19 protein-coding genes and 1 pseudogene are annotated in these 24,114 nt (G+C 47.7%); 17 read left to right on the top strand and 3 right to left on the bottom strand.

What is annotated here, in order from left to right:
• Positions 1 to 73 precede the first annotated feature (73 nt).
• Positions 74 to 697, bottom strand: coding sequence for a DUF1796 family putative cysteine peptidase (locus QMA13_RS30630; protein ID WP_282937424.1), 624 nt, complete (start codon positions 695 to 697; stop codon positions 74 to 76).
• A 341-nt stretch (positions 698 to 1,038) separates the two neighbouring features.
• Between QMA13_RS30630 and QMA13_RS30625 the strand changes: the two genes are divergently transcribed.
• The 3 genes from QMA13_RS30625 (at position 1,039) to QMA13_RS30615 (ending at position 2,195) form a co-directional block, all read left to right on the top strand.
• Positions 1,039 to 1,512 carry an MEKHLA domain-containing protein gene (locus QMA13_RS30625; RefSeq protein ID WP_282937423.1) on the top strand — a complete coding sequence of 158 codons (474 nt, stop codon included), beginning with the start codon at positions 1,039 to 1,041 and terminating at the stop codon, positions 1,510 to 1,512.
• Positions 1,513 to 1,591: 79 nt separating this feature from the next.
• The gene (locus tag QMA13_RS30620) at positions 1,592 to 1,735 is read left to right on the top strand and encodes a hypothetical protein (protein WP_282937422.1); all 144 of its coding nucleotides are present in this window, start codon (positions 1,592 to 1,594) and stop codon (positions 1,733 to 1,735) included.
• 67 nt (positions 1,736 to 1,802) lie between these two features.
• Positions 1,803 to 2,195 (top strand): cytochrome-c oxidase, encoded by a 393-nt coding sequence (locus tag QMA13_RS30615; RefSeq protein WP_282937421.1) that lies wholly within the window; start codon positions 1,803 to 1,805, stop codon positions 2,193 to 2,195.
• Between the two features lie 82 nt (positions 2,196 to 2,277).
• On the opposite strand, the gene QMA13_RS30610 is transcribed toward QMA13_RS30615, so the two are convergent.
• Positions 2,278 to 2,649 (bottom strand): hypothetical protein, encoded by a 372-nt coding sequence (locus QMA13_RS30610; protein WP_282937420.1) that lies wholly within the window; start codon positions 2,647 to 2,649, stop codon positions 2,278 to 2,280.
• A 224-nt stretch (positions 2,650 to 2,873) separates the two neighbouring features.
• Here QMA13_RS30610 and QMA13_RS30605 point away from each other — a divergent pair, with 224 nt between their 5' ends.
• The 12 genes and pseudogenes from QMA13_RS30605 (at position 2,874) to QMA13_RS30550 (ending at position 22,211) form a co-directional block, all read left to right on the top strand.
• Positions 2,874 to 4,517 (top strand): response regulator transcription factor, encoded by a 1,644-nt coding sequence (locus QMA13_RS30605; RefSeq protein WP_282937419.1) that lies wholly within the window; start codon positions 2,874 to 2,876, stop codon positions 4,515 to 4,517.
• Positions 4,518 to 4,534: 17 nt separating this feature from the next.
• Positions 4,535 to 6,319: a sensor histidine kinase gene (locus QMA13_RS30600; RefSeq protein ID WP_282937418.1), complete on the top strand. Its 1,785-nt coding sequence runs from the start codon at positions 4,535 to 4,537 to the stop codon at positions 6,317 to 6,319.
• Positions 6,320 to 6,342: 23 nt separating this feature from the next.
• Positions 6,343 to 7,290: a substrate-binding domain-containing protein gene (locus QMA13_RS30595; RefSeq protein ID WP_282937417.1), complete on the top strand. Its 948-nt coding sequence runs from the start codon at positions 6,343 to 6,345 to the stop codon at positions 7,288 to 7,290.
• 154 nt (positions 7,291 to 7,444) lie between these two features.
• Positions 7,445 to 10,546 (top strand): efflux RND transporter permease subunit, encoded by a 3,102-nt coding sequence (locus tag QMA13_RS30590; protein WP_282937416.1) that lies wholly within the window; start codon positions 7,445 to 7,447, stop codon positions 10,544 to 10,546.
• Positions 10,547 to 10,817: 271 nt separating this feature from the next.
• A pseudogene (locus tag QMA13_RS30585) lies at positions 10,818 to 11,880 on the top strand (galactose ABC transporter substrate-binding protein).
• Positions 11,881 to 12,011: 131 nt separating this feature from the next.
• Positions 12,012 to 13,529 (top strand): sugar ABC transporter ATP-binding protein, encoded by a 1,518-nt coding sequence (locus QMA13_RS30580; protein WP_282937415.1) that lies wholly within the window; start codon positions 12,012 to 12,014, stop codon positions 13,527 to 13,529.
• Between the two features lie 51 nt (positions 13,530 to 13,580).
• Positions 13,581 to 14,591, top strand: a complete 1,011-nt coding sequence (gene mglC / locus QMA13_RS30575) for a galactose/methyl galactoside ABC transporter permease MglC (RefSeq protein ID WP_282937414.1) — start codon at positions 13,581 to 13,583, stop codon at positions 14,589 to 14,591.
• A gap of 234 nt (positions 14,592 to 14,825) precedes the next feature.
• Positions 14,826 to 15,773, top strand: coding sequence for a TRM11 family SAM-dependent methyltransferase (locus QMA13_RS30570; protein ID WP_282943650.1), 948 nt, complete (start codon positions 14,826 to 14,828; stop codon positions 15,771 to 15,773).
• A gap of 278 nt (positions 15,774 to 16,051) precedes the next feature.
• Positions 16,052 to 16,828 carry a TspO/MBR family protein gene (locus QMA13_RS30565; RefSeq protein WP_282937413.1) on the top strand — a complete coding sequence of 259 codons (777 nt, stop codon included), beginning with the start codon at positions 16,052 to 16,054 and terminating at the stop codon, positions 16,826 to 16,828.
• 210 nt (positions 16,829 to 17,038) lie between these two features.
• Positions 17,039 to 18,994: a dihydroorotate dehydrogenase gene (locus tag QMA13_RS30560; RefSeq protein ID WP_282937412.1), complete on the top strand. Its 1,956-nt coding sequence runs from the start codon at positions 17,039 to 17,041 to the stop codon at positions 18,992 to 18,994.
• Positions 18,995 to 19,392: 398 nt separating this feature from the next.
• Positions 19,393 to 20,829: an RtcB family protein gene (locus tag QMA13_RS30555; protein ID WP_282937411.1), complete on the top strand. Its 1,437-nt coding sequence runs from the start codon at positions 19,393 to 19,395 to the stop codon at positions 20,827 to 20,829.
• A gap of 2 nt (positions 20,830 to 20,831) precedes the next feature.
• Positions 20,832 to 22,211 carry an ATP-binding protein gene (locus tag QMA13_RS30550; RefSeq protein ID WP_282937410.1) on the top strand — a complete coding sequence of 460 codons (1,380 nt, stop codon included), beginning with the start codon at positions 20,832 to 20,834 and terminating at the stop codon, positions 22,209 to 22,211.
• A 163-nt stretch (positions 22,212 to 22,374) separates the two neighbouring features.
• Here QMA13_RS30550 and nfsA read toward each other — a convergent pair whose 3' ends face one another.
• Positions 22,375 to 23,109: an oxygen-insensitive NADPH nitroreductase gene (nfsA, locus tag QMA13_RS30545; protein WP_282937409.1), complete on the bottom strand. Its 735-nt coding sequence runs from the start codon at positions 23,107 to 23,109 to the stop codon at positions 22,375 to 22,377.
• A gap of 413 nt (positions 23,110 to 23,522) precedes the next feature.
• Here nfsA and QMA13_RS30540 point away from each other — a divergent pair, with 413 nt between their 5' ends.
• Both QMA13_RS30540 and QMA13_RS30535 read left to right on the top strand, forming a co-directional pair.
• Positions 23,523 to 23,654: a hypothetical protein gene (locus tag QMA13_RS30540; protein WP_282937408.1), complete on the top strand. Its 132-nt coding sequence runs from the start codon at positions 23,523 to 23,525 to the stop codon at positions 23,652 to 23,654.
• 66 nt (positions 23,655 to 23,720) lie between these two features.
• The gene (locus tag QMA13_RS30535) at positions 23,721 to 24,032 is read left to right on the top strand and encodes a DUF2325 domain-containing protein (RefSeq protein ID WP_282937407.1); all 312 of its coding nucleotides are present in this window, start codon (positions 23,721 to 23,723) and stop codon (positions 24,030 to 24,032) included.
• Positions 24,033 to 24,114: the final 82 nt, after the last annotated feature.

The following is a 24,114-nucleotide window of genomic DNA, read 5'->3' as shown; positions in this document are numbered from 1 at the left end:
ATGCTGACTTTTCGAGACCAATTTGCAACCGTCATAATTCACTCATAGCGAACACGAGATGGCTCGAATTCATTCAGGGTCGTAGCTTGAATCCTCGCATGATTTGGTCCCATGCCTGGTTGGATCCTCTCCAATCTGCCCCACTGGGCACAGATACGGAGCAAACCCCCTGTATCCCCCAATCCTCGTATTTTACCTCATGTAAATCATTCCTATTATTCACTATTAAAAGTCGAAATTTACCCGCCATGACCTTATTTAGGGCTGCAAGAAGCTGCTCCGCTTCCGGTTTAGTCGTTTGGGTTCTGATCAAGCAGATTGGCTTGCTCTTTGCTGCTGAGAAAAATGCTTTTATCCGCCGATCGATCTTTTGTTTAAAATCGGGATAAGCATCTGTCCAGCGGAATGCTGGCAGGCTGCGTGGGAAATCGTGATAAGAAACGATATCATACTTGTCATCTCTAACGATGTAACAATCCATATCCGTACCGAGAAGCTGGAGCTGGTCCAATTCCATAAATCCGTTAAAGCGATTTCGGATCAGAGGAGCTACATTGTCGACCGTTCCCGAAACAAACCAATCTAAAGGGCCGGCAAATTTCCGCAAACCGAGTCTTCTTAGCTGATATGCGGTTTGACAAGTTGCTCCCATGCTAATGTATGCCTTGTAGTAACCTGTACAGTCATTCCATTTCATTTGGCTCACTCCTATGTCTTTTACCTAAATGGACTCTACTCAGTAAAAGAGCCGACATCTTTCTCAGTATTATATAAAGATCAATCTCGGTATGGCAGGGCGGAGGATGCGGAAACCAAACGGATCCATGGATTTCAATATTTCCGTTTGTAACGCCAATTTCACTTTCCTTAATTAAAATTGCAGCAGCTCTTGCAATAAAACCTAATTTGTTCGATGCTAATAATCAGTAGTCCAGAATACAGACCGCAGGGAAGCATAAAGGTGGGAATGTATTGGATAAAGCAAAAACCTTCAAGAGCCAATGAACTCAATACCCTTTATATCAGGAGGCAGTACATATGAATAACATCCAAAGGCCAACTCACGGAATCGGAGCGGGTGAGGACCATGCGGCACTAATCCTTAACAGCTATCGGCAATTGCTGGGAAAGGACTTATTTGAAATACATGAAGGAGTGGGCTTGGCGGAGCAGCTGTTCAATTCGGATATAGTGGTTCTATCCCACGGAACGGAGTCGGATCCGATATTGAATTTCGGCAATCGTGCGGCTTTAATGCTGTGGGAGATGGACTGGGATACGTTTAGCCGGACACCGTCGAGATATACGGCGGAAGCGATGGAACGGTCGGAGCGCGACCGCTTTTTGAAGGCGGTTGCCGAGAAGGGCTATGTGGACAACTATACCGGTATCCGCATTTCGAGCACGGGAAGAAGATTTTATATAAAAGAGGCCATTGTGTGGAATTTACGCGACGCTTCCGGGCGGTATGCAGGCCAAGCAGCTGCGTTTAAGCAGTACGAAAATTGCTGATAAAGCGGCAGCTGCGGAAGCCGATCTCGTTGTTTGTCCATAACATAATAGGACGAATACAACGAAAGGGTGCATGTCTGTGAATCATACGTTTAAAGAGGGACTGAAATTTATGATGGAGAACAAGAAGATCCAGAAGATGTTCAAGGACCTTGAGAAGGCACAGAAGGAAATCGATTCGGTTATGAAAACTGCCGAAAAGATTAAGAAGAAAAAGAAATGATAGGCAGGCATAAACCTTCTCCCTCTTAATAAGATAAAGTATCCGATGAAGGAGAGGGGAATTGAGCGTGGGAGCAAAGCTCATTAAGATCGCTTCAATTTATTTTGTCGTGGGGATTTGTTTGGGGATGTTCATGTCCATATCTCACAAGTTTGATTTTGCATCCGTGCATGCTCACATTAATTTGCTTGGTTGGGTCTCACTTGCTTTATCTGGTTTTGTGTACCATGTATTTCCAAAAAGCGCGGAATCCGTCCTAGGCAAAATTCATTTTTGGCTTCATAACATTGGCCTCCCGATTATGATGATCGGACTTTTTATCCTTGTGAGCGGTATAGCCAACACAGAGCCTGTCATCGCTATTGGAGGCACCCTGACCTCAATCGGAATCGTTGTTTTCATGATTAACGTGTTGAAAAATGTAAGCGCAGCTAAAGATCCATCCAGCTCAGGTCGCTGATGGTAAGGTAAGGATAGAACGGGATGCGATTAGGAGCGTGGCTCCTGCCGCACCCGTTTTTTGCTGCATATTAACCGTAATTCTATTCGCTCCATAAGAGTCGAACATCATCGGAAGAGCTCCCCTGCAAATAGACGTTTCGGATAGTGGCTTCCTTGGTAGGCATATCGATGGCGAAATCTCCAGATGAGCTTAGCAGACTGTAGCGCAGTCTGATATACAGCTTTCCGTCCTCTATCGTGTAGGAGTAACCGCTGTAACCTGCCGCACTGCTGCTTGTCGTACCGCTAAGCTGCAGCCTTCCTTGGTCCAAGCTGATCTGCCGAATCATCAACGTCTCAGGACTTGCAGGGGTACCGTGCAGCAGGTAGACATATCCCGCCAACGCCACAAAGATAACCCCTATGAGCAGGACAATAACGGTACGCAAGCTTTTGGCTGTTAGGACCATCAATTAAACGAAGCTCCTCTCTGACATTGGACAACATTTGATATTACATATTACCATCATAGGTCTGCCCGATCCAGAAGTGCAAGCTTCTTAAACAGGCTTGGACTGAATAGGCTAACCGAAATACTTTCAAAGGAAATCAAACTCTGATACAGTATTATCACCAAGTTATTACGGAAATGAAAAATATTTGTATATGATCCATCTGGAGGCGAGAAAAAGCGAATATGTACAAGCTTATACTGGCAGAGGATGAACAGGAAGTAAGGGAAAGCGTTGTTCGAGAGATTGATTGGGCTCACTATGGCTTTGAAGTAGTGGATACGGCTGAGAACGGCAAAGAAGCGATGGAGCAAATCGAGAGATGGATGCCCGATGTTGTCGTTACCGATATCCGGATGCCTTTCATGGACGGCATGCAGCTATCGGAATGGATACGCAGCAAATATCCGACGACAAAAATTATTATTTTGACGGGCTATGATGAATTCGAATATGCGCAAAAGGCGATCAAAATGCATATCGACGAGTATGTACTCAAGCCCTTTTCCGCGCAAGAGCTTATTCAAGCTCTGATCAAGATCAAGCAGCTCATTGACGAGGAAATTGCCCGTAAGGAAAACGTGTATACACTGCAGGAGCATTATAGGCAAAGCCTACCGGTGCTGCGGGAAGTTTTCTTGGGCTCGCTCATTCACCGCAAGCTCCCAAAAGGGGAAATTGAAGAGAAAGCGCTCAATTATAACGTGGATCTGAAAGGGGAAGTATTCCTGGTCTCTGTGCTTAGTATGGACAACCCGGAAATGCAGGGCGAGGAAGCAGGCATGGCTCCCCAATCGTTGAAATACTCCAAGGACAATGAACTGAAATTGTTCGCGATATTAAATATTTCCGAGGAAATTGTGCAGAAGCATCAAGCAGGCATTGTCTTCCTGCATAACGGGAATCTTGTGCTGCTGACCGCCACTGAGGAACAGGACCCGAGCGTCGTGATGAAACGATCATTATCTGCTCTTGAGGAAATACGCCAAAGCATAGAGAAGTATTTGAAGCTGTCCGTCACTATCGGAGTCGGGACGGTCGTATCCGATATCACCGTGATAAGCTACTCTTACAGTGACGCCATTCTTGCGCTGGATTACCGGCCGCTGCTCGGCAATAACCGGATCATCTGCATTGATGATGTAGAGACCCGCCAAGTGGAGAAGCTGCGATTCGATGAACTGAAGGAGCACGCGCTTATCCGATGCATGAAGGTCGGAACGAATCAAGAAATGAAGGAGCTGCTAGATGAATTGTTTCACGGCATAGCCGACACGCCGGTCTCGTTCCAGGATTATCAGATTTACCTGCTGGAAATGCTGACGGCGATTTTGAAGGCGGCCAAAGATTCGAACGCCGATCTGGACTCGATCCTTGGTAACGCTTTCAATCCTTTTGCCGATATTCATAAATTTACGAATGCCCATGAAGCGAAGCAGTGGATTCTGGGACTATGCGGGAGAATCATGACCAGCATTGTCAGCGAGCGCCAATCCTCTTACAAGTCTTTGGTCGATAAGGCCAAGGAGTATACGCAGGCTCATTACCAGGATAGCGACATCTCGATCAATAAGGTGTGCAGTCATCTGCATATTAGCACAGGCTATTTTAGCGGCATTTTTAAAAAAGAAACGAAGATGACCTTCGTCAATTACCTGATGTATATTCGGATGGAAGCGGCCAAAGAGCTGCTGCGCACAACCGATTTGAAAACGTTTGAAATTGCCGAAAAAGTAGGCTATGCCGAGCCCAACTACTTCAGCTTCTCTTTTCGGAAGCATGTTGGTGTTTCGCCTAAAGAGTACAAAAGCAGCTCCAGAGAGATGTAGATGGGAGGCATCCCTTGATGAGGCCGATTCGAAAGCGCAATCGCGCATTGGCGGATATGTGGAGGACAAGGAGTATTCAATTTATTATTACGGCCTCCTTTACGCTAATTACTATCACGGTAATGGTTATCGTCAGTGTGCTCGTATACAACAAATTTGCGCATACGGCAGAGCAAAATACGTTTCTCAGCAATCAGCAAATCGTCGAGCAGATCAATTATAATCTGGATGTCTATCTAAAAGGAATGACCGAAGTATTCGAGCTGGTCGACCAGAAAATCCGGACAAGCAAAACGATTCCGAATGACCAATTGACCGAGCAGCTGACTACCATATTCGAAACTCGTGAGGATATCGTATCTATGGCTTTATTCACGGAGTCGGGGGAGCCGATTACCGGACTGCCGATGGCGGAGATGCGGAAAAACACGAAGCTGACCGAGCAAAGCTGGTTCTTGTCCGCGATGGAAAGTCCGAACCACTTGTCGTTTTCGCTGCCGCACATCCAGAACTTGTATAAAGGCCAATACAAATGGGTCGTTTCTATGAGCAAGGGGATCACAATAACTCGGAACAACGAGACGATTAACGCGGTGCTGCTGATCGATGTCAATTTCAAGACGATGGATGAATTGTTCCGCAGAGTGAACCTCGGTAAGAAGGGGTATGTCTACATCATCGACGAGTCGGCGGGAAATATCATTTATCACCCGCAGCAGCAGCTTATTTTTATCGGTTTGAAATATGAGAATGTCGAGCAGGCGCTGAAATATACCTACGGCAGCTATTTGGACGAATCGACCGGAGAGAAGCGGCTCATCACAATCAAAACGGTGAACAATATCGGCTGGAAAATTATCGGCGTATCCTATATGGATGAGATCGTTGCAACGAAAAAAGAGATTGGCACCTTTATTGGCTGGCTGCTGCTCTTTGTTATCCTGTTCGTGTTGCTCATCTCCGCATTCATGTCAGCCAAAATCTCTCAGCCGATCAAACGGCTGGACAAGTCGATGCGCAAGGTAGAGCAGGGGGACTTCAATATCCATATCCCGACCACCGGCAACGATGAGGTTGGGCGGCTGTCCCGAAGATTCAACATGATGGTGACGCAAATTCGCCAACTGATGGATCAGAACATTCGCGAGCAGGAATCCAAGCGCAAGAGCGAGCTAGAGGTACTGCAGTCGCAAATTAACCCGCACTTCTTGTATAATACGCTGAATTCGGTCGTACGGATGGCCGGAAGCGGCAAAAGTGAAGATGTCATTACGATGATTACTTCGCTTTCCAAGTTTTTTCGTATCAGTCTAAGCCGGGGCAAAACAATCATTACGGTCCAGGAAGAGCTGGAGCATATCCGGAACTACTTAATTATTCAAAAGATCCGCTATAAAAATAAATTTGATTTCGAGATCACAGCTGAAGAGCAGACGCTGTCTTGCCAAACCTTAAAGCTGCTGCTGCAGCCCTTGGTCGAGAATGCCATCTATCACGGGATTGAATATATGGTGGACGAAGGGCACATTCATATATCGGCCTCCATCAGGGACGGAAAGCTGCTGTTCGAGGTCCTAGACAACGGGCTGGGTATTCCGCCTGAGAAGCTAGAGCAGTTGTCAACCGGTCAGGTTCGATCCGAAGAGGGCTCTGGAGTAGGGGTACGCAATGTGCAGCAGAGAATTAAGCTTAGTTTCGGAGATGAATATGGTCTTCATGTGGAGAGCTTGCAGGAGGAAGGCACGACCGTACAGGTCTGGCTTCCGCTGCTGCGTCAAGAAGGAGGCGAGGAGGAGCTGTGATCCGATTCAGCTTAACATATTGTATGGTTCTACTGCTTTTGCTGCCAGTGCTTAGCTCTTGCTCACGAACTGCAGAAACAGGAACTCCGGAACAGACCAAGAACGTGACCCTGATTATGAAAAAGAAATCCGGAGATTACTGGAACACGGTCAGAATGGGGGCAGAGGCCGCAGCCAAGGAATTCAGCGTGAATCTGAGGGTTGCGGGAACCGATTACGAGGGGGATGTGAACGGGCAGATCGAGCTTATCGATCAAGCGGTTAAGGATGGCATGGATGCGTTGGTGCTGGCAGCCAATGACTATAACGCCTTAGGCGAAGCCGTAGATCGTGTAGCCGTCGCGCGAATCCCCGTTATCTCAATAGATTCTGAGGTTAATTCCTCCAAGGTTCGAAGCTTCATCGGTATTAATAATTACGATGCCGGTCAACAGGCGGGCCAGAAGCTGATTCAATTGACAGGAGAGAGCGGGCGCATTGCCGTCATCAGCTTCGGACAAGGCGGCAGGAACGCTGTACAGCGTGAACAAGGCCTTCTGGCAGCCGTTGCCAAGTACCCGGATATCAAGGTGAACAAGACAGAGGATTGTTCTATGGAGGTTAAGCGATGCGATGAAATGACCGCTCGCCTGCTAAGCGAGCCGAACTCTATTGATGGCATTGTTGCGCTGGACACAGCCGCTTCCGTCCGTGTGGCAGCGGAGACGGATACAATGGGGCTTGCCGGCAAAGTAAAGATAGTGACCTTCGATAATACACCTGAGGATATCGAATATTTGCAAGAGGGGGTCATTCAGGCTACGATCATTCAAAACCCTTTCAGCATGGGTTATCTCGGCGTCAAATACGCTGTGGATGTGATGGAAGGCAAAAAAATCACGGAATTTAAAGATACGGGAACGAAGGTTATCGATCAGGAAAATATGTTCTGGTCTGATAATCAGAAGCTCTTGTTTCCTTTTGTGAAATGAATTCATTTTGGTATGACAAAGGGGGGGCCAGAGAAGGTTCCTTTTTTTGTCTTGTTTTCAACTTTATTTTTTTACAATAAATCCCACGCGATTTGAAGGTGCGGCTGCGAAGATTTCGTCTAAGCCAGTAATTATGGTTTGGAGGAGTAGAGAGATGAACCTATTAACCCGATTTTCTATGAAGAATATATCGGCCGTCATCATCATTATCGTGCTGCTATTTGGCGGGGGAACTTATGCCGCCACTCAATTAAAGGCAGAGCTTTATCCGGAGGTTAGTATTCCCTACGTGTTTATTCAGACACAGTATCAGGCTCCTCCCAAGGATATCGTGGAGCAAATCACGAAGCCGCTCGAAAAGGCAGTCGCAGGACTGAACGGAATTAAGAGCCTGCAGTCCAGCTCCAGCGACAACTTCTCATCCATTGAAATTGAATTGGAGCACGGGCAGGATACGGATAAAGCCAAAGTAGATGTCGAAGCTCTGATTGCGAACGTCAAGCTCCCTCAGGGAGCGGAGAAGCCGAAAGTGATGACCTACGGTATGGCTTCCATACCAGAATACTCATTGGCGGTATATGGAGAGGGCAATATGAACCAGCAGGAGCTGGATAAATTATACAAGGATGTGTTCCTGCCTGGTTTTAATACGATCAAAGGAGTCGATCATATTGACTCTATTGGTAATCAAGAGGCTGTGTTGAAGCTGAAACTAGACGGCAACGCGATCCTGAGCTACGGACTCCTGCCTTCCGACGTCGCTCAAAGTATTCAATCGGCCCTTCGCACGAGCCCTATAGGGGAAATCGATATGGACGGCAACAATCAGATGGTTCGTGTAAAAAGCGATATTAATTCCATCTATAACCTGGAAAATATAAAGATCAACACCGCTGGGGGACAGACGCTGCTCCTTAAGCAATTAGCCAAGGTAGAAGCGATTACGGAGTCCAAGTTCTTCTCGCGGCTGAACGATCAACCGGCTATTGGTGTGATTCTTTACAAGACGAATGGAATCAATTCAGTGGAATTTTCGGATCATGCCGATGCCTTGATTGCTAAGTGGAAGAAGGAGTATCCGAGCGTTGCCTTCAAGTCGATTGAAAAAAACGCGGATATCGTAAAGGAATCGATCCATGGGATGGTGAAAGAAGGAGCGCTTGGTGCGATTCTAGCCTCCATCATGATTCTTATTTTCTTGAGAAACTTCCGAATGACGTTGATTGTTCTAGTTTCGATTCCTTTATCCATACTGGTCACTCTGCTTATTATGGCTCCTCTTAACATAACGCTCAATATTATGACCCTAGGCGGAATGGCGATTGCTGTCGGACGTGTTGTCGATGATAGCATCGTTGTTATAGAGAATATTTACAGTGAACTGGTAAAAATTCAGGAGCGTGAGGAATCGGTTATCAAAAAGGCGACGGCGCAGGTGGCTTCCGCTATCACGTCTTCCACTCTCACCACGGTGGGGGTGTTTGCTCCGATTTCTTTTGTCGGCGGGCAGCTTGGAGACTTGTTCCGTCCATTCGCCATTACGCTCTCTGCGGCACTGCTGTCTTCCTTGATAGTGGCTGTTACGGTCATCCCGATGCTGGCAAAATTGATGGTGCTGCGTTCCCGGCGTATTAAACACCATGATGAGCATCAAACCGGTAAAGTATCTGCCACCTATTTGTCGGTGTTGAAATGGGCGCTGAATAACCGCAAGAAAAGCATGCTGCTTGCCTTCCTTGCTTTTGCTGTAGCTATAGCAGGGACGGTTCCTTTTCTGGCTTTTGAGTTCATGCCGAGCAGCAACTCAGATAAGCAGATCTCTTTATCGATCAAGATGCCCCGGGATACCTCTATGGACTCCAACAATCTAATAGTAAAGCAAATCGAATCCATGATGCACGATACCAGGAATGCTTCCGGTGAGCCTGCCTTCGACTACGTGCAATCGTTTGTTGGGTTCGGAGGGGGCAGTGAGCGAGTGGACTATAGAAGCAAATTTAGTGCAGCGGCAACGGAAGGAACCGATGCCAAAGAACTGGTTAAGGAAATGAAGGAGAAAATCTTGGTAATGCTGCCCAAAGGTTCTGAAGTGAGAGGCAGCGTTGTCAGTATAGGAGGAGGGGGAGGAGGCAGCGGGATTGATTTCTCCTATGTGCTTAGAGGGGATGATGTGGATTCCCTAATCAAGGCCGCCGGGCTAGTGAAAGCCAAGATGAATGAAATTCCTGAATTCCGTGATGTGGAAGACAGCTTGAGCGAGACGAAGAAAGAAGTAGAGATTGCCGTAGATCAGAGTAAGGCTCGTCTATATGGCCTGTCTTCCGCACAAATGATCGAGTCTTTGCATCCCTGGGTAGCTGAGCAAAAAATCGGCGACTTGAAATTCGATAATATGATATTTGCTACCAAAATCATGGTCGATACAAGCTTTAAAAACTCGATTGATAAAATCGGAAGCTTCCTGATCAAAACCCCGACCGGTCAGACGGTTAAGCTAAACGAGGTAGCTAAGATCCGCCAGGTCGAAGGACCAGCCTCGATTCCGCGCGATATGCAGGAACAATTTGTAAGAGTGAACGCCAAGATTGATTCCAAAGATAAGCGCGGAGTTAGTGCCAGAGCGGCAGAAGAGCTGAAATCCATTCAGCTGCCGGATGGGGTTCATACCGAAGTGAATGGAGCGGCCCAAGATATTGATAAAGAATTCAGCAATATGTTTGTTGCCATGGGGGCCTCCGTCTTCATCGTTTATCTGGTCATGGTGCTTGCTTTTGGTAATGCCAGTGCACCGTTCGCGATCCTTTTCTCCCTTCCGCTTGCGGCTATTGGAGGCTTGCTCGGCTTGCTGGTGACAGGGGAATCCTTAAATCTTACTTCCTTAATCGGTTTTATGATGCTGATTGGTGTTGTCGTTACCAATGCGATAGTTCTCATTGACCGAGTGCAGCAGCTCAGAGAGTCCGGTTACACGGTCCGTGATGCTCTGCTAGAGGCAGGACAGACTCGGCTTCGCCCGATTATTATGACAGCGGGAGCCACAATCATTGCATTAATGCCCTTGGCTCTGGGACTGTCCAAGGGGACGATCATTTCCAAGGGACTCGCCGTCGTCGTGATTGGAGGCTTGACCACTTCGACGCTGCTTACCCTGCTCGTTGTACCGATCGTGTATGAAATGATTGAGAATACGAAGCTTAGAATGGGCAAAGCATTCCAATCGAAAAAAGCTATCATTCCTCCAATGACCCAATCATAAGACGATTTCTGCTGCCTGTGGTTACTAGCTGAGAAAGCAAACTTAGGTCGTATTTAACTAACAGCAGAGAATCAGAAGCAATAGGCCAAGTCAGCTAGCCGCAGCAGCGGCTTGACTTGGCTTATTTCATGTTTCAGAAACAATAGCCATCGAGAAATACATGAGAATTTTAATAGAACAGATGAGAATTTTGCATGTGAATTTGATTAAACATAAACGATAATGAGAAAGCAAGAGAGAATAAATCATTAAATAGACGGAGGTCATTGATATGAAAAAGGTTATGTCCGCGCTGCTTGCAGCGGCATTAATGACTACAGCAGCCGGCTGCGCGAGCGGCGGCGGGGGGAATACAGCAGCACCAAGCGGTGGTGCAAAAACAGATGCAGGCAGTGCAGCCAAAAAACCAGTCATCGGTGTTGCGATTTATAAGTTTGACGATACGTTCATGACCGGCGTTCGCAACGCGATCTCCGCTGCTGCAGAGGGCAAAGCGCAAGCGGACATCGTCGACAGTCAAAACTCACAGCCAACCCAAAACGATAAAGTGGACTTATTTATTACTAAGAAGGTTAACGCGTTGGCTATCAACCCGGTAGACCGGACAGGGGCAGGCGTTATTATCGATAAAGCAAAGGCGGCTAACACACCTGTCGTATTCTTCAATCGTGAGCCTTTGGCGGACGATATGAAGAAATGGGATAAAGTATACTACGTCGGCGCCAAAGCAGAGCAATCCGGTACAATGGAAGGCCAACTAATCGTAGATTACTTCAAAGCTCATCCTGAAGCGGATAAAAATAAAGACGGGGTACTGCAGTATGTCATGCTAAAAGGCGAGCCAGGCCACCAGGACGCAGAACTGCGTACCAAGTTCTCTATCAAAGCTGTTGAAGACGCTGGGATCAAGGTAGAGAAGCTGGCAGAAGATACAGCCATGTGGGACCGTGTTAAAGGCCAAGAAAAAATGGCTGCATTCCTCGCTTCCCACGGCGATAAAATCGAAGCCGTATTTGCTAACAACGATGACATGGCACTGGGGGCCATCGAGGCTTTGAAAGCAAAAGGCTATTTCAAGGACAATAAGTTTATTCCTGTAGTGGGTGTTGATGCAACAGCTCCAGCATTGAAAGCGCTTGAAGACGGCACCCTTCTTGGAACTGTCTTGAACGACGCCAAAAACCAAGGTAAAGCTACGCTTAAATCTGGCGAACGTGCTGGCGCAAGGCCAAACGCCAAATAAAGAAAATTCCGGTTATGAAATTACGGACGGCAAATATGTATGGGTTCCATACAAAAAAATTACAAAAGAAAACATGAATGACGCGAAGTAATCCGTTAAGAAGCTTTCGATTCTATTGATAATTGCGATTTTGGCAAGGAGTATTTGCGCTGCACAGGGCAAGGGGCAATGGTTGTTTTCGTTGTACCCTTGCTTTCTCTTTTTTTCAAAGGGGGCATTACCATGACGGAACATGAATTTTTGCTTGAAATGAATGGTATTTCTAAGGAATTTCCCGGCGTTAAGGCGCTGGACAATGTAACGCTAAAAGTAAGACCAGGCACGGTTCATGCCTTAATGGGAGAGAACGGCGCTGGTAAATCGACGTTGATGAAGTGTTTATTTGGCATATATAAGCCCGACGGGGGCGAGATCTACTTGAACGGCAATAAGGTGGAACTGAAAAACTCCAAAGATGCGCTGGATCATGGCGTATCGATGATTCATCAGGAGCTTCACCCTATTCCGCAGCGAAACGTGATGGAGAATATATGGCTCGGACGTTTTCCAGAAAAAGGTCTGGGGCCTTTCCGAATTGTGGATCATAAAAGGATGTACAAGGATACACTTCAGTTGTTTAAGGATTTGGAGATGGATATTAACCCGTATGCATTGGCGGGCTCTATGTCCGTATCGAAGCTTCAATCGCTTGAAATCGCCAAAGCCGTATCGTTTCGGTCAAAAGTCATTATTATGGATGAGCCTACTTCTTCTTTAACGGGGAACGAAGTGGAAGCTTTGTTCAGAATTATTGACCAATTAAAAAGCCGAGGCGTCGCTATTATTTACATCTCGCACAAGATGGAGGAAATTCTTCGCATCTCCGATGAGGTTACGATCATGCGCGATGGCAAGCTCATTGGCACGTGGGGAGCGGCCGAACTGACGACGGACCTGATCATCACGAAGATGGTAGGCCGTGATCTAAGCCAGCGCTTTCCAGAGAGGACGAGTGTGCCGGGCGATGTGCTGCTGAAGGTAGAAGGGCTGACTTCACCTGTGAAAAAGTCGTTCCATAGCGTCTCCTTCGAGCTGCGCAAAGGGGAAGTATTGGGTCTTGGCGGTCTTGTAGGCGCTCAGCGAACCGAGCTTATGGAGGCTTTGTTTGGACTTAGAGCCGTGTCCTCAGGGACGATCGCGCTGTACGGCAAGCCGGTTAAGTTTAAAGCACCGATCGATGCTAAAAAGCACAAAATTGCCCTTTTGACGGAAGAACGGCGGGTTACCGGTATTTTTCCGGTGCTCTCGATTCAGGAGAACACGGCGATTGCGAATCTGGATCGATACATTAACCCCTTCTTTCTGTTAAATGAGCGAAAGATCAGGGACGAGGTAGGAAAAAGCGTAGAGCAGCTTCGCGTGAAAACGCCTTCAATTAAAACCTTGATAAAAAACTTATCCGGCGGAAATCAGCAGAAGGTGCTGTTGGCCCGATGGCTCTTGACCGAGCCGGATATTTTATTGCTGGATGAACCGACCCGAGGCATTGACGTCGGAGCAAAGTTTGAGATTTATTCCATTATCGCTGACCTGGCCAAACAGGGTAAAAGCATCATTATGATCTCTTCCGAGATGCCTGAGCTGCTCGGCATGTCCGACCGCATCATGGTGATGTGCGAAGGCAGACTCTCCGGTATCGTCGAGGGCAAGGATGCTACGGAAGAAGAAATTATGCGCTTGGCTACTAAATATATGGTGTAGCTGCTTACGAAGAAAGTTTTGCCTTCGGCAAAACTCTTAGGAGGATCAACAATGAACACAAAAAATGTAGGCAACTTTGTAACGCAGAACGCCATCTACATGGTATTGATCGTTCTGGTTATCGGGATTGCGATATCGGACCCGAGGTTTCTGTCCATAGATATATTGCGAGATATTTTGCTGCAAAACTCCACTAGAGCGATTATCGCGCTGGGCATGGCGTTTATTCTTATCACCGGTGGCACCGACTTGTCGGCAGGCCGTGTTGTCGGTCTAACTGCGGTGCTATCGGCTTCGATGCTGCAAATGTCGGACTACCCGCGGCGGTTTTTTCCCGATATGCCAGACTTGCCGCTATGGACGCCGATCGTTATCGGCATTCTCGCGGGTCTTGTTGTAGGGCTGCTCAACGGCTGGATTGTCTCAAGGCTTAGCGTGCCACCGTTTATTGCTACTTTGGGAATGATGGTTATCGTGTATGGAGCGAACTCCATTTATTTTGACTTAAAGCCGAATGAATCGCAGCCGATTGCCGGACTGCGCAAAGATTTTACGAACATTGGCACAGGCTATATTGGTTCAGGAGGCTCTTATTCGATTCCTTATATCGTCTTGATAGCGATTGCTGTTGCCCTGATTGTTTGGCTCGTTTTCAACAAGACCAGGCTCGGCAAAAATATGTATGCGATCGGCGGCAACATTCAGGCTGCTACCGTTTCGGGTATCAACGTGAAGCGGAACTTATTGTACATTTATGCATTTGCAGGCGCTTTATATGGTTTGGGCGGAGTGCTGGAAGCAGCCAGAACCGGCGGTGCGACGAATAATTACGGGAACATGTACGAGTTGGACGCGATTGCAGCATGCGTCGTCGGCGGGGTTTCCACAGCGGGTGGAATCGGAACGGTACCGGGGGTACTGGTCGGCGTACTGATTTTTGGGGTTATCAACTACGGACTCACCTTCATCGGCGTCAGCCCTTATTGGCAGTTGATTATTAAAGGATTGATTATCGTAGCGGCGGTAGCCTTTGATATCCGCAAATATTTGGCCAAAAAATAAACGAATAAAGCCGTATAGCCCACTTGGGTCTATGCGGTTTTTCATGTGGGAAAAATCGGGTGGAATGCAGATTAGGAGAGGAATCAACTGAGGTCAGTCGATATGAAGATGGGATAGAGCTGCCTTGATGTCATCATGGTTGTCATGCTGGAGTAATCCAAGAGCATTGGACAACAGGAGATGTGCGTGAGACAATCAATGTACTTCAAAAAACAAGGACGGGACTATATACTCATGGATCATCATGCTGACAAGCCATCATCATCATACTTATACACCTACGTTTGTCATGAGGACGAGGTGCCTCTATGCTTGCTTGAGCTGCGTTCATTATTCGAAGTTGACCCAGGTCACAAAGGTTTTTTGGAAAGCGTACGCAGCATTGATGTTAGCCGAAGCCCTTTTATCAAGCAGCGTCTGGAAATCCTCATCGAAGGCGGAAGCTTGGATGAGGTCGCAAGAGAAGCCGAATCGCTCCAACGGAACGGGGAGACGTTCAAGGTTATCTTTGTTGAAGCGGGTGATTCCCTAGATTATGCCGCTAGGCGATCCGTTGAAAGACAGATTGGCTCCCATATCCGAGGACAAGCCGAAATGCGCAAGCCTGACCGGATGTACGGGATTGCTTACACAGGCGAACGATGGGTATTGGGCCCCTGTACCAAGAACGAAGCTTTATGGCTGCGTCACAATCAAAAGCCGCAAAATTACTCAACGGCCTTAAGCACTCGCGTAGCGCGTGCTGTCGCCAATATTGCTATCCCTCAACCGGCAGGGAAGAAGGCTATCGACCCGTGCTGCGGAATCGGAACGGTGCTGATTGAGGCGCTGTCCATGGGAGTGGACATTATCGGACGCGATATCAACCCGCTAGCTGTAAGAGGAGCGCGGGCCAATCTGACTCATTTCGGCTTCCCGGATGTAGTGGCCATAGGCGATATCCGAACCCACCCCGGCCACTACGATGCGGCTATCATCGATCTTCCTTATAATCTGTGCTCCGTTCTTCCAGCAGAGGAGCAGCTTGAAATGCTGCAAAGCGCCCGCCGATTGGCGGCCAAAGTGGTCGTTATTGCTACGGAAGTTATCGATGAGGCAATAACGCTTGCTGGCTTCACCATAGTCGACAGGTGCGTTGTAAAAAAAGGAACCTTCGTGCGTCATGTGATCGTAGGTATTTGATGTTATCCATGCAAGCCCCTTGCGAGAAGAGCCATTTCTTCATCGTGAGGGGCTTTTCATATATCAATTATAAGTTTCGTTGCTCCCCGTAAAGTACCTGAATCTACCTCGAAGCTAAAGGCTCCCCACTTTGTGGAGTTATTTTTATGCATATAGGACTAGCCTTTGGCATGTAACCGAAGGAAGACTCATACATATGTAACAGGTAGTCCAATAAGACGAGATTCGCTGTCGGTTCCCGGTGGTCATCTTTTTAAGATAAAAGGAGGGTGTATTCGATGTTCGAGACCTTGCTTCGCTGGTATAACGTTGTGGCTCTAGTCGTAGTACTACTAGTGAACCGCTTTGCTGAAACCCAGCCTGTCAAAGGGCTGACGACAGGGGAAATATCGGCGATGTTTCCTGTGAAAATAACGCCGGCACCGTACGCTTTTGCAATCTGGGGGGTTATTTATGCGCTGCTGCTTGGTTTTGTAGTCGTTCAATTTTTACCATCGAAGCGGGTACATGACGAAATACGATCGATTGGACCGTGGTTCGGTGTAAGCTGCTTTTTTAACATTAGCTGGATTTTGGTTTGGCAGAGCTTGAATATTACATCTTCGTTATTTGCCATGCTAGGGCTTTTGGTATCGTTGGCTGTCATTTACCTAAATACCCGACAGAACGGCTGGTCGTCAGATAATGCTATCCGTTGGTGGGTACAAGTTCCCTTTAGTATTTACTTAGGCTGGGTTTCCGTTGCTACCCTAGTGAACTTCTCCGTTGTTTTATACGCTAATGGATGGAACGGCTTCGGACTCTCCGAAACGTTCTGGACGGTATTGCTGATTTTGGTCGCCTCTCTGCTCAGTCTTCTGGTCGGATTTCGCTACAAAGATGCGTTCTATATGCTTGTAACGGTATGGGCTCTTGTTGCAATAGGTATTGCTAATCCAGGTAATATGACTTTGGGGTATATGGCATGGGGAGCGGCCGGGCTGCTTTTGGCTTATGCGCTCTTGTTGTTAAATGCCAACGGCTGGGTGCGGCGTACAAAGATGGTGGAGGGCTGAGAACGAATAGGTTGAATGCTAGGTCATTGCTCGATATCCTAATATCCGTTGTTAAAAGTCTTCAGCTAGCTCTAGAAGCAATTCGTTGCTGAGGGGTTAGCTTATTTTTATCCTAAGATGAGGAATGGGCAATAGAGGAAACCTGTGTTAAATTGTGGAATATGTAGCTGACTATCTATACATAACGATGTTGGTTTGGAGTGTTTACTTATGCCGGATTGGTCTTATCAAACCTTGTTTCGCCCTGTGCTGTTCCGGTTGCCTTCAAGGATAGCCAGGGATTTCACTTTAAAAGCTATGGGAACTTTGAGCCGATTGCCCGGTGGAAGTCTGGTCATACGTACGCTTGGGCATATGGAGTCTTCACCTATACTGGAAAGCCATTTGGCGGGAATACGGCTGCTTTATCCTGTTGGTTTGTCAGGAAGCTTGGATCCGGACGGTACTGCGCACGGGGCAATCGCTCAATTCGGTATTGGCTTTATTGAGATCGGACCTGTCACGATGCAGCCGACCGCAAGCGATCAGTCTATCCAACGTGATGATGAGCAGGAAGCGATCTTCTATCCTCTGGATGATCTATTTGTGGGCGTTGCGGATACTGTTCTTAAGCTACAGCGTAAGCAGGGACATTCGCTTCCGTTGATGATAAGGACGAGCAGTCGTCGAGGGTGGATGCCAGATGAAGCACTGCAGGAGCAGAAGCAGCTTATGGAAGCATTGCGGCCTTATGCGGCCGCTTTTTATATAGACTCGTTGAATGAGCAGTGGTCAGCGGAAGAGACAGTAGACCATCTCGAAAGGATTGTTCGAGCGGGAAAAGAGGGGGCGCGGGAAGTTGGCAATGAAGCCAAGCCGATGCTATTGTATGTTCCGCTTGATTATCCTCATGAGCTGCTATCTAAAGTATTGATGCAAATGCGCATCGAGCATTGGGACGGTATTGTAATCGGAGAGACGTTTAAGACGGAGGAAGCAGCCGTCGTTGGAAAAGCAGGCAAACAGCCCAGCCTGGATAAAATAGCTCTATTAAGGCAGTTGTGTGGTGCCGAAATACCGATAATTGCAACGGGAGGCGTTCATGAACCACAGGATGCTTTGGAATTAATGAGAGCAGGAGCTGATTACATTCAGCTTCACAGTGGCTTGGTGTATGCAGGTCCTGGGCTGCCCAAACGGATCAATGAAGCTGTCATCCACGAGCGGATTACAGATGAGAATAGATGTGATGAAGCAGAATGTGCCGAAAAGCCATCTTTTTGGTCCAATTGGGGCTGGATGTGCTTGTTGGGTACAGGGATGGTGCTTGGTGGCATACTGGCATGGCTGATAGCGGCGAGCACGGTCATGCTGCCTTATGACATATTGTTTCTCGGGATGGACCCTCCGACTCTCATGCAGGTGAACCCGCTGCTGCTGCGTTTCATGTCTCATGATAGAGTTACTTTAGCCGGAACGATGATATCCATTGGCATCCTTTATTTTCAGTTTGCTTATTACGGTTTGCGTCAAGGATCTCATTGGGCGAAGACGGCGCTCATGACATCAGGTGTCATCGGGTTCAGCAGCTTCTTTCTCTATTTAGGCTACGGTTACTTCGACCCGCTGCATGCTCTGGTGGCGGCACTGCTGCTGCCGATGTTTATTCTCTCTATGAGAGGGCGAGCGGAGAAGCCTTCTCTTGAGCCTCCCAATTTGTATAACGACCGAATTTGGAGGAGAGCCCAGTGGGGGCAGCTGATGATGGTAGTGCTAGGCTTTTCTCTTGCGATAGGAGGTCTTGTTATTTCCTTGGTAGGGATAACTCGAGTGTTTGTCCCCGAGGACTTGAAGTATTTATGTGCTACTCCTGAGATGCTGTCGGAGATAAATGACCGGCTGATTCCCTTGATTGCGCATGATCGAGCGGGATTTGGGGGAGCGTTATTTTCTAATGCGATCGCACTGCTTGGCGCAGCACTGTGGGGAGTAAGTCAGGGGCGTCGCTGGTTATGGTGGACGTTTTTGATTGGTGGATTACCTGGCTTTTTGGCTGGCTTTAGCGTCCATTGGACGATTGGGTATACTGACTTCATCCATTTGCTTCCTGCTTATTTTGCGTTTGCATTGTATGTTTTGGGTCTCATACTGCTGTATCCTTATTTGACGCATCGAAAGAAGGTTTAATAATCAATAGAAAGTTTTAATATAACCAATAAATATTTTTTATTTATGTGTTGACAAAGTTTACCTATGGCGTATATCATAACCATATCTTGAATGTGAAAGGAGGCCAATGATCATGATCCGACTGAACAGACTGAGAACACAACTGAATAAACCTATCGATTCCATTATTGGCCTCTACGGGCCTGATGCAAGCTGATTTAACTGATGAATCCTGGCACGCGTGGCGTGACTGGCATGATTCGGCTATAAGTACAGTCATATATGCATTTGAACTAAACCGTGGGCTTCTGTGGAGCACCACGGTTTTTTGTCGTTTGGAAAAAGAGGGAGGAAGAGCCCGAACCATGCTACATTTTCATTTTCAAGAATGCAAACGAAGAGAGGATAAATAAACAATGGAAACAAGTAATAACCAAATTAACAGCTTTTACAGGCAGGTGCAGCTCCCAGCTGGAAATCTGCATGTCTATGCCGGGGAGCAGCTGTTCGCCGGACTGGATTATAAAGTGTTCGACATGGCCAACAACAACCTGCAAATTCCGAACACGATGTATATGAGCTACACGCCAGACGTGCATGTAGGCGTCGGCACTTGCATTGGAACTACAGCCATATGGGATACGGAGAACGGGTATGTATCCCCGTCGATTGTTGGCAGCGATATCGGCTGCGGGATGCGGCTGCATTTGACCAACTTGCATCGCGATGAGCTTCGCGACGTCAAGCTTCGACGCAAGCTGGTTAAGGCGATTGAGCGGCATTTGCCGGTGGAGGAGCAAACGCGAGGGCATTTCTCCGATATCCGGCTGGAGCATGTCATCCGCAAAGGCTTGTACGGCCTTCCGAAAAAGTATGTACCGGATGGCTATACGCCGCGTAAGGCAACTTCGCTGGAGCGGGTTGAGTGCGGCAAATTCGGCTTCGACGAAGCTTATTTGGAACGGCTGCCGGACATGGTATGGCATCGGTCTCACCGTCAGCTTGGTACCCTCGGCAATGGTAATCATTTTGCCGAGATCCAGGCACTGGAAATCGACAAGGAGCATCGCGATATTGCCGAGCAGTGGGGACTCAGCGACGGACAGGTGGTCATCATGATCCACTCTGGATCGCGTGCCTGGGGCGGGGCTGTGAATCAGTTCTGCAGCAGCGAAATGCTCAAAACGATGCGCCGCAGCGGGCTCGGCACATCAGATCCGAAGCTGATGTTCGCTCCTCTGGAAAGCGAAAGCGCACAAGCTTACGTAAATCTGATGTACTCCGCATTGAATTATGCGGTAGTGAACCGGCATTTGATCGCATACGGTATACGCGAGGCAGGGAAGGAAGTGTTCGGACCCAAGTTTGAAATGAGCACATTGTATGATTTGATGCATAACTACGCCTGGGAGGAGCAGCATGACGGCAAGTCGCTGTTCGTACACCGCAAAGGGGCAACCCGTGCGCTTCCGCCGCAGCATCCCGACAATCCCATTCCTTATCGTGAGACGGGGCACCCTGCGCTCATTCCGGGGTCCATGGGCACGGCTTCCTACATTATGGTCGGCAGATCTGAAGGCAAGCGCAATTATTACTCCATCTGTCACGGAGCAGGTCGCATTAGGTCATGCAGTGCGACGAAACGGCTCGTTACGCTGGACCAGTTCGAGTCCTCGCTGCGTGTAGGCCAGGAAGATGAGATTGTCGTAAATCAGCGGATGCTCGAATCCCTCATCGATGAGTCGCCTCAAGCCTACAAAGATGTAGACCAAATTATTGACAGCGTCGTGGGAGCTGGATTAGCTTCCGTTGTGGCGAAATGCAAGCCACTAGCCGCTGTGAAAGGGGTGTAAGCATGATCGATTGGACTAACGGCTACAAGCCGGGAGATGAAGCCGCACTTAGTAAAAGACCCAATGGAGATGTATGCAATAGTAATCATCCCATCCATAATCACGAGCGCTTTATCATCAGCATGAAAGCAAGCTCGCGTCAGGAGCTTCCTAAATATTTTGACACAGCTGTTGCTATTGATCGCATTCAGCAGGAGCTGGAAACCCAGTATGGAACACCGTTTCAAATGTATGTGAAGGATGATTACGGCAACGAAATCTGGGATATGCTCGATGAGGACGTCCGCTCGGGAAGCAGTGAGATTGACCATGTGGCGGTCATTTATGACCGAGTGGAATCCAAGGCTTTCTCCTATCAAGGAGAACAGCAAGGGATTTCAGGGTATCGCATCTTTCCAGCTGCACGCAACAATGTATTCGCCTATCGGTCCTATGGCGTTGCATTGGCTCGAATCCCCGTATTCCGCCAGAATGGAATTTTTTGCGAGGAATATTTGTTTGCTGTGGACGATTTCAGCTTAGGACGATTTCTCTCTTACATGCGGCAGCGGCAAAGAGAGAACGACCGCCGGCATGTGACGGTTTTTACCGATAACCGGAACGGACTTGACCAACACCGGGAGCCTATCACACGGACCGTAAGCCGGGAAGAGGTCATTATGAGCGAGTCGCTGAAGCAGGATATTTATCGGTCGATTGATCAGTTTTTTTCGCGTGATCGGCAGTTTTTCCAAACGTACCGTATTCCGTATAAGAGGGGAATCTTGTTGTACGGCAAGCCTGGGAACGGGAAGACGACACTGGTCAAGTCGATTGCGGGCAGTGTTGAAGCTCCTGTAGCTTATTGGCAAATTACGGAGCATACATGCAGCTATACGATTCAAGAAGCGTTCGAATCCGCTGTGAAAATGGCGCCGATGGTTCTCGTCATTGAGGATATCGATTCGATGCCGGAGCAGGTGCGTTCTTTTTTCTTGAATACTTTGGATGGAGCAACTTCAAAGGAAGGCATATTTCTCATCGGCACGACCAACTATCCCGAGCATATAGATCCGGCCTTGATGAATCGCGCAGGTCGCTTCGATAGAGCCTATGAAATCAAGCTGCCGGACGAGGCGCTGAGACGGCGTTACTTGACGCTGAAGCAGCTATCCGAGATTATCGGGCCAGAAGAAGCGGAGAGGGCGGCCCAGCTAACGGACGGTTTTACCTTCGCACAGCTCAACGAGCTGCATGTATCGGCAGCATTGCAGAAGCACTATGAGCCTGAAGTGAATATTCAGAAGCTGATCGGTGATATGAAGGCCGAGCTGAATAAGGAAAAAACACAGCAATGGCATACCCCGCAATCGGAAGCGCGTATGGGGTTTGTAGCTGGTTAATTCAGCTCTCTATAGATTAGGGGGCGAATGTGAAGCTAGGCACGAAACGCGTACGAGTTCACAAGTAGTGTAATGTTCAATCCATCTGAACCAAAAAGAGCAAGAGTCTTGAGGATACGATTATCCCGACTCTTGCTCTTTTTTACCTATCCTTAGGGTTCGTTTATTTGAGCTGGAAGCCTCTTGCTTCAAGAAACGGCAGAATATGAGCCCGTCCCGGTTTCGCATATTTATCCGCTATGCCTTTGGACCATGTCGTCAGCGTTTTGCCGCCAGTGCGTTCCTTATAATATTCATACATCGCTTCGTCATATTGCTGCACGCCTTCAGCTACTTTGTCGGCTTGATAAGTGTTCGAGTGATAGACAGCTTGCAAAGGAAGCCGCGGACGATAGGAAGGCTCCTGATCAGGAACGCCTACGCACATGCCGAATACAGGGTAGACCAGCTCCGGTAAAGCAAGCACCTCGCAAACCTCCTGGGGTTTGTTGCGAATACCCCCGATGTAACAAATGCCATACCCGAGCGATTCAGCGGCAATGGCGGCATTTTGCGCTGCCAGAGCAGCATCAACGGTGCCAACGATAAAGCTCTCTGTGTTTTGATGAAACGTTTGCTCATGATGCTCAGTTGCTTCCTTGAGCTTGTGCAGGTCAGCGCAAATTACGAGGAACAGTCCGCACTGTTCAATATAGGCTTGGTTGCCGGAAAGCTGCGCAAGCTCCCTTTTTAGCTCAGGGTCGGTAACACCGATTATGCTGTAGGCTTGTACATTGCTGGAGGTGGAAGCCATTTGCGCAGAGGTGATGATCGCTTCGATGTGTTCCTCTGACAGGGCCACCTCTTTATATTTCCGGATAGAGCGGTGATTACGGAGAAGATCGATAGTTGGATTCATGTAGAAACAGCCCTTTCTCTCGATAGATATAAAAAGTCCCCTTGCCATTACAAGGGGTCTCCGATGGTTCGGTTGATACCCTTTATTTTACCACAGAGAATGGAATTTCACTACATGGAGGCAAGAGTAGAGCTGAAGGGAGGCGCATCATAAATCCCTGATTTTGTATCGTTGAGAAATTTCCTCCTGAATATGTTGACAATGATAATGAGAACCATTATCATTAAGTCATAAGTAATGAGAACAATTATCATCTATGTGCAATAAGACTCCAGCACACCGGAAACACCGGTTTAGCTGAACCCTACTTAAGAAGTCCATTACGAAGAACATAATCCTTACAATTCCTGATTGTTCATTCGATAGTAATGTTACGCTAATCTTTCCAGTGGAGATAAGGAGGAGAATCCATCGTGCAAATTATCATTTGCCTGCTGTTGCCTGCGGTGCTCGTATCTTTGGTGCTTGTCGGTTTCTACTGTTGGGGGATGCGAGAAGAGTATACGTATACCGGTTTGCAATCAGGAAAGCGCAAGGGCGTCTAGCTATAGTTTCACACATATATAAGTGAATGAACGTACTATACAAAAAAGTGAAAAGGAGGCAAGCCAATGGCGTCCATATTAGTGGTAGGTGCCGATCATTTGGGGAACATGCCGGAGCAGCTTGCCAATATCGGTTTTGATGATGTCATGCATATGTCAGGTCGCAAGTGCCAGATGGTTCGTAAAGGAATTCCGGATAAAGTCGATGCAGTGCTTGTGCTCACTGATTATATTAACCATAATCTGACCAAGGTCATTAAGCAGCAAGCTAAAGACCAGGAGCTTCCCATCTATTATGCCAAAAGATCCTGGTGCTCCGTACAGAAGGCGTTGTGCTCCTGCGAGTATGTGTGCGAGATGATGAAGACTAAGCAATAGGTAGGCGATTCAACGTACTTTCATGCAAAAAGCCCAAGCAGGCCCTATTCAGGCTTCTACTTGGACATGTTGTTAAAACGAA

This window comes from Paenibacillus sp. RC67 (genome assembly GCF_030020805.1).
Lineage (GTDB): Bacteria > Bacillota > Bacilli > Paenibacillales > NBRC-103111 > Paenibacillus_S.
The sequence above is the reverse complement of the archived record's forward strand: the minus strand, read 5'-3'. Positions and strand labels throughout refer to the sequence as shown.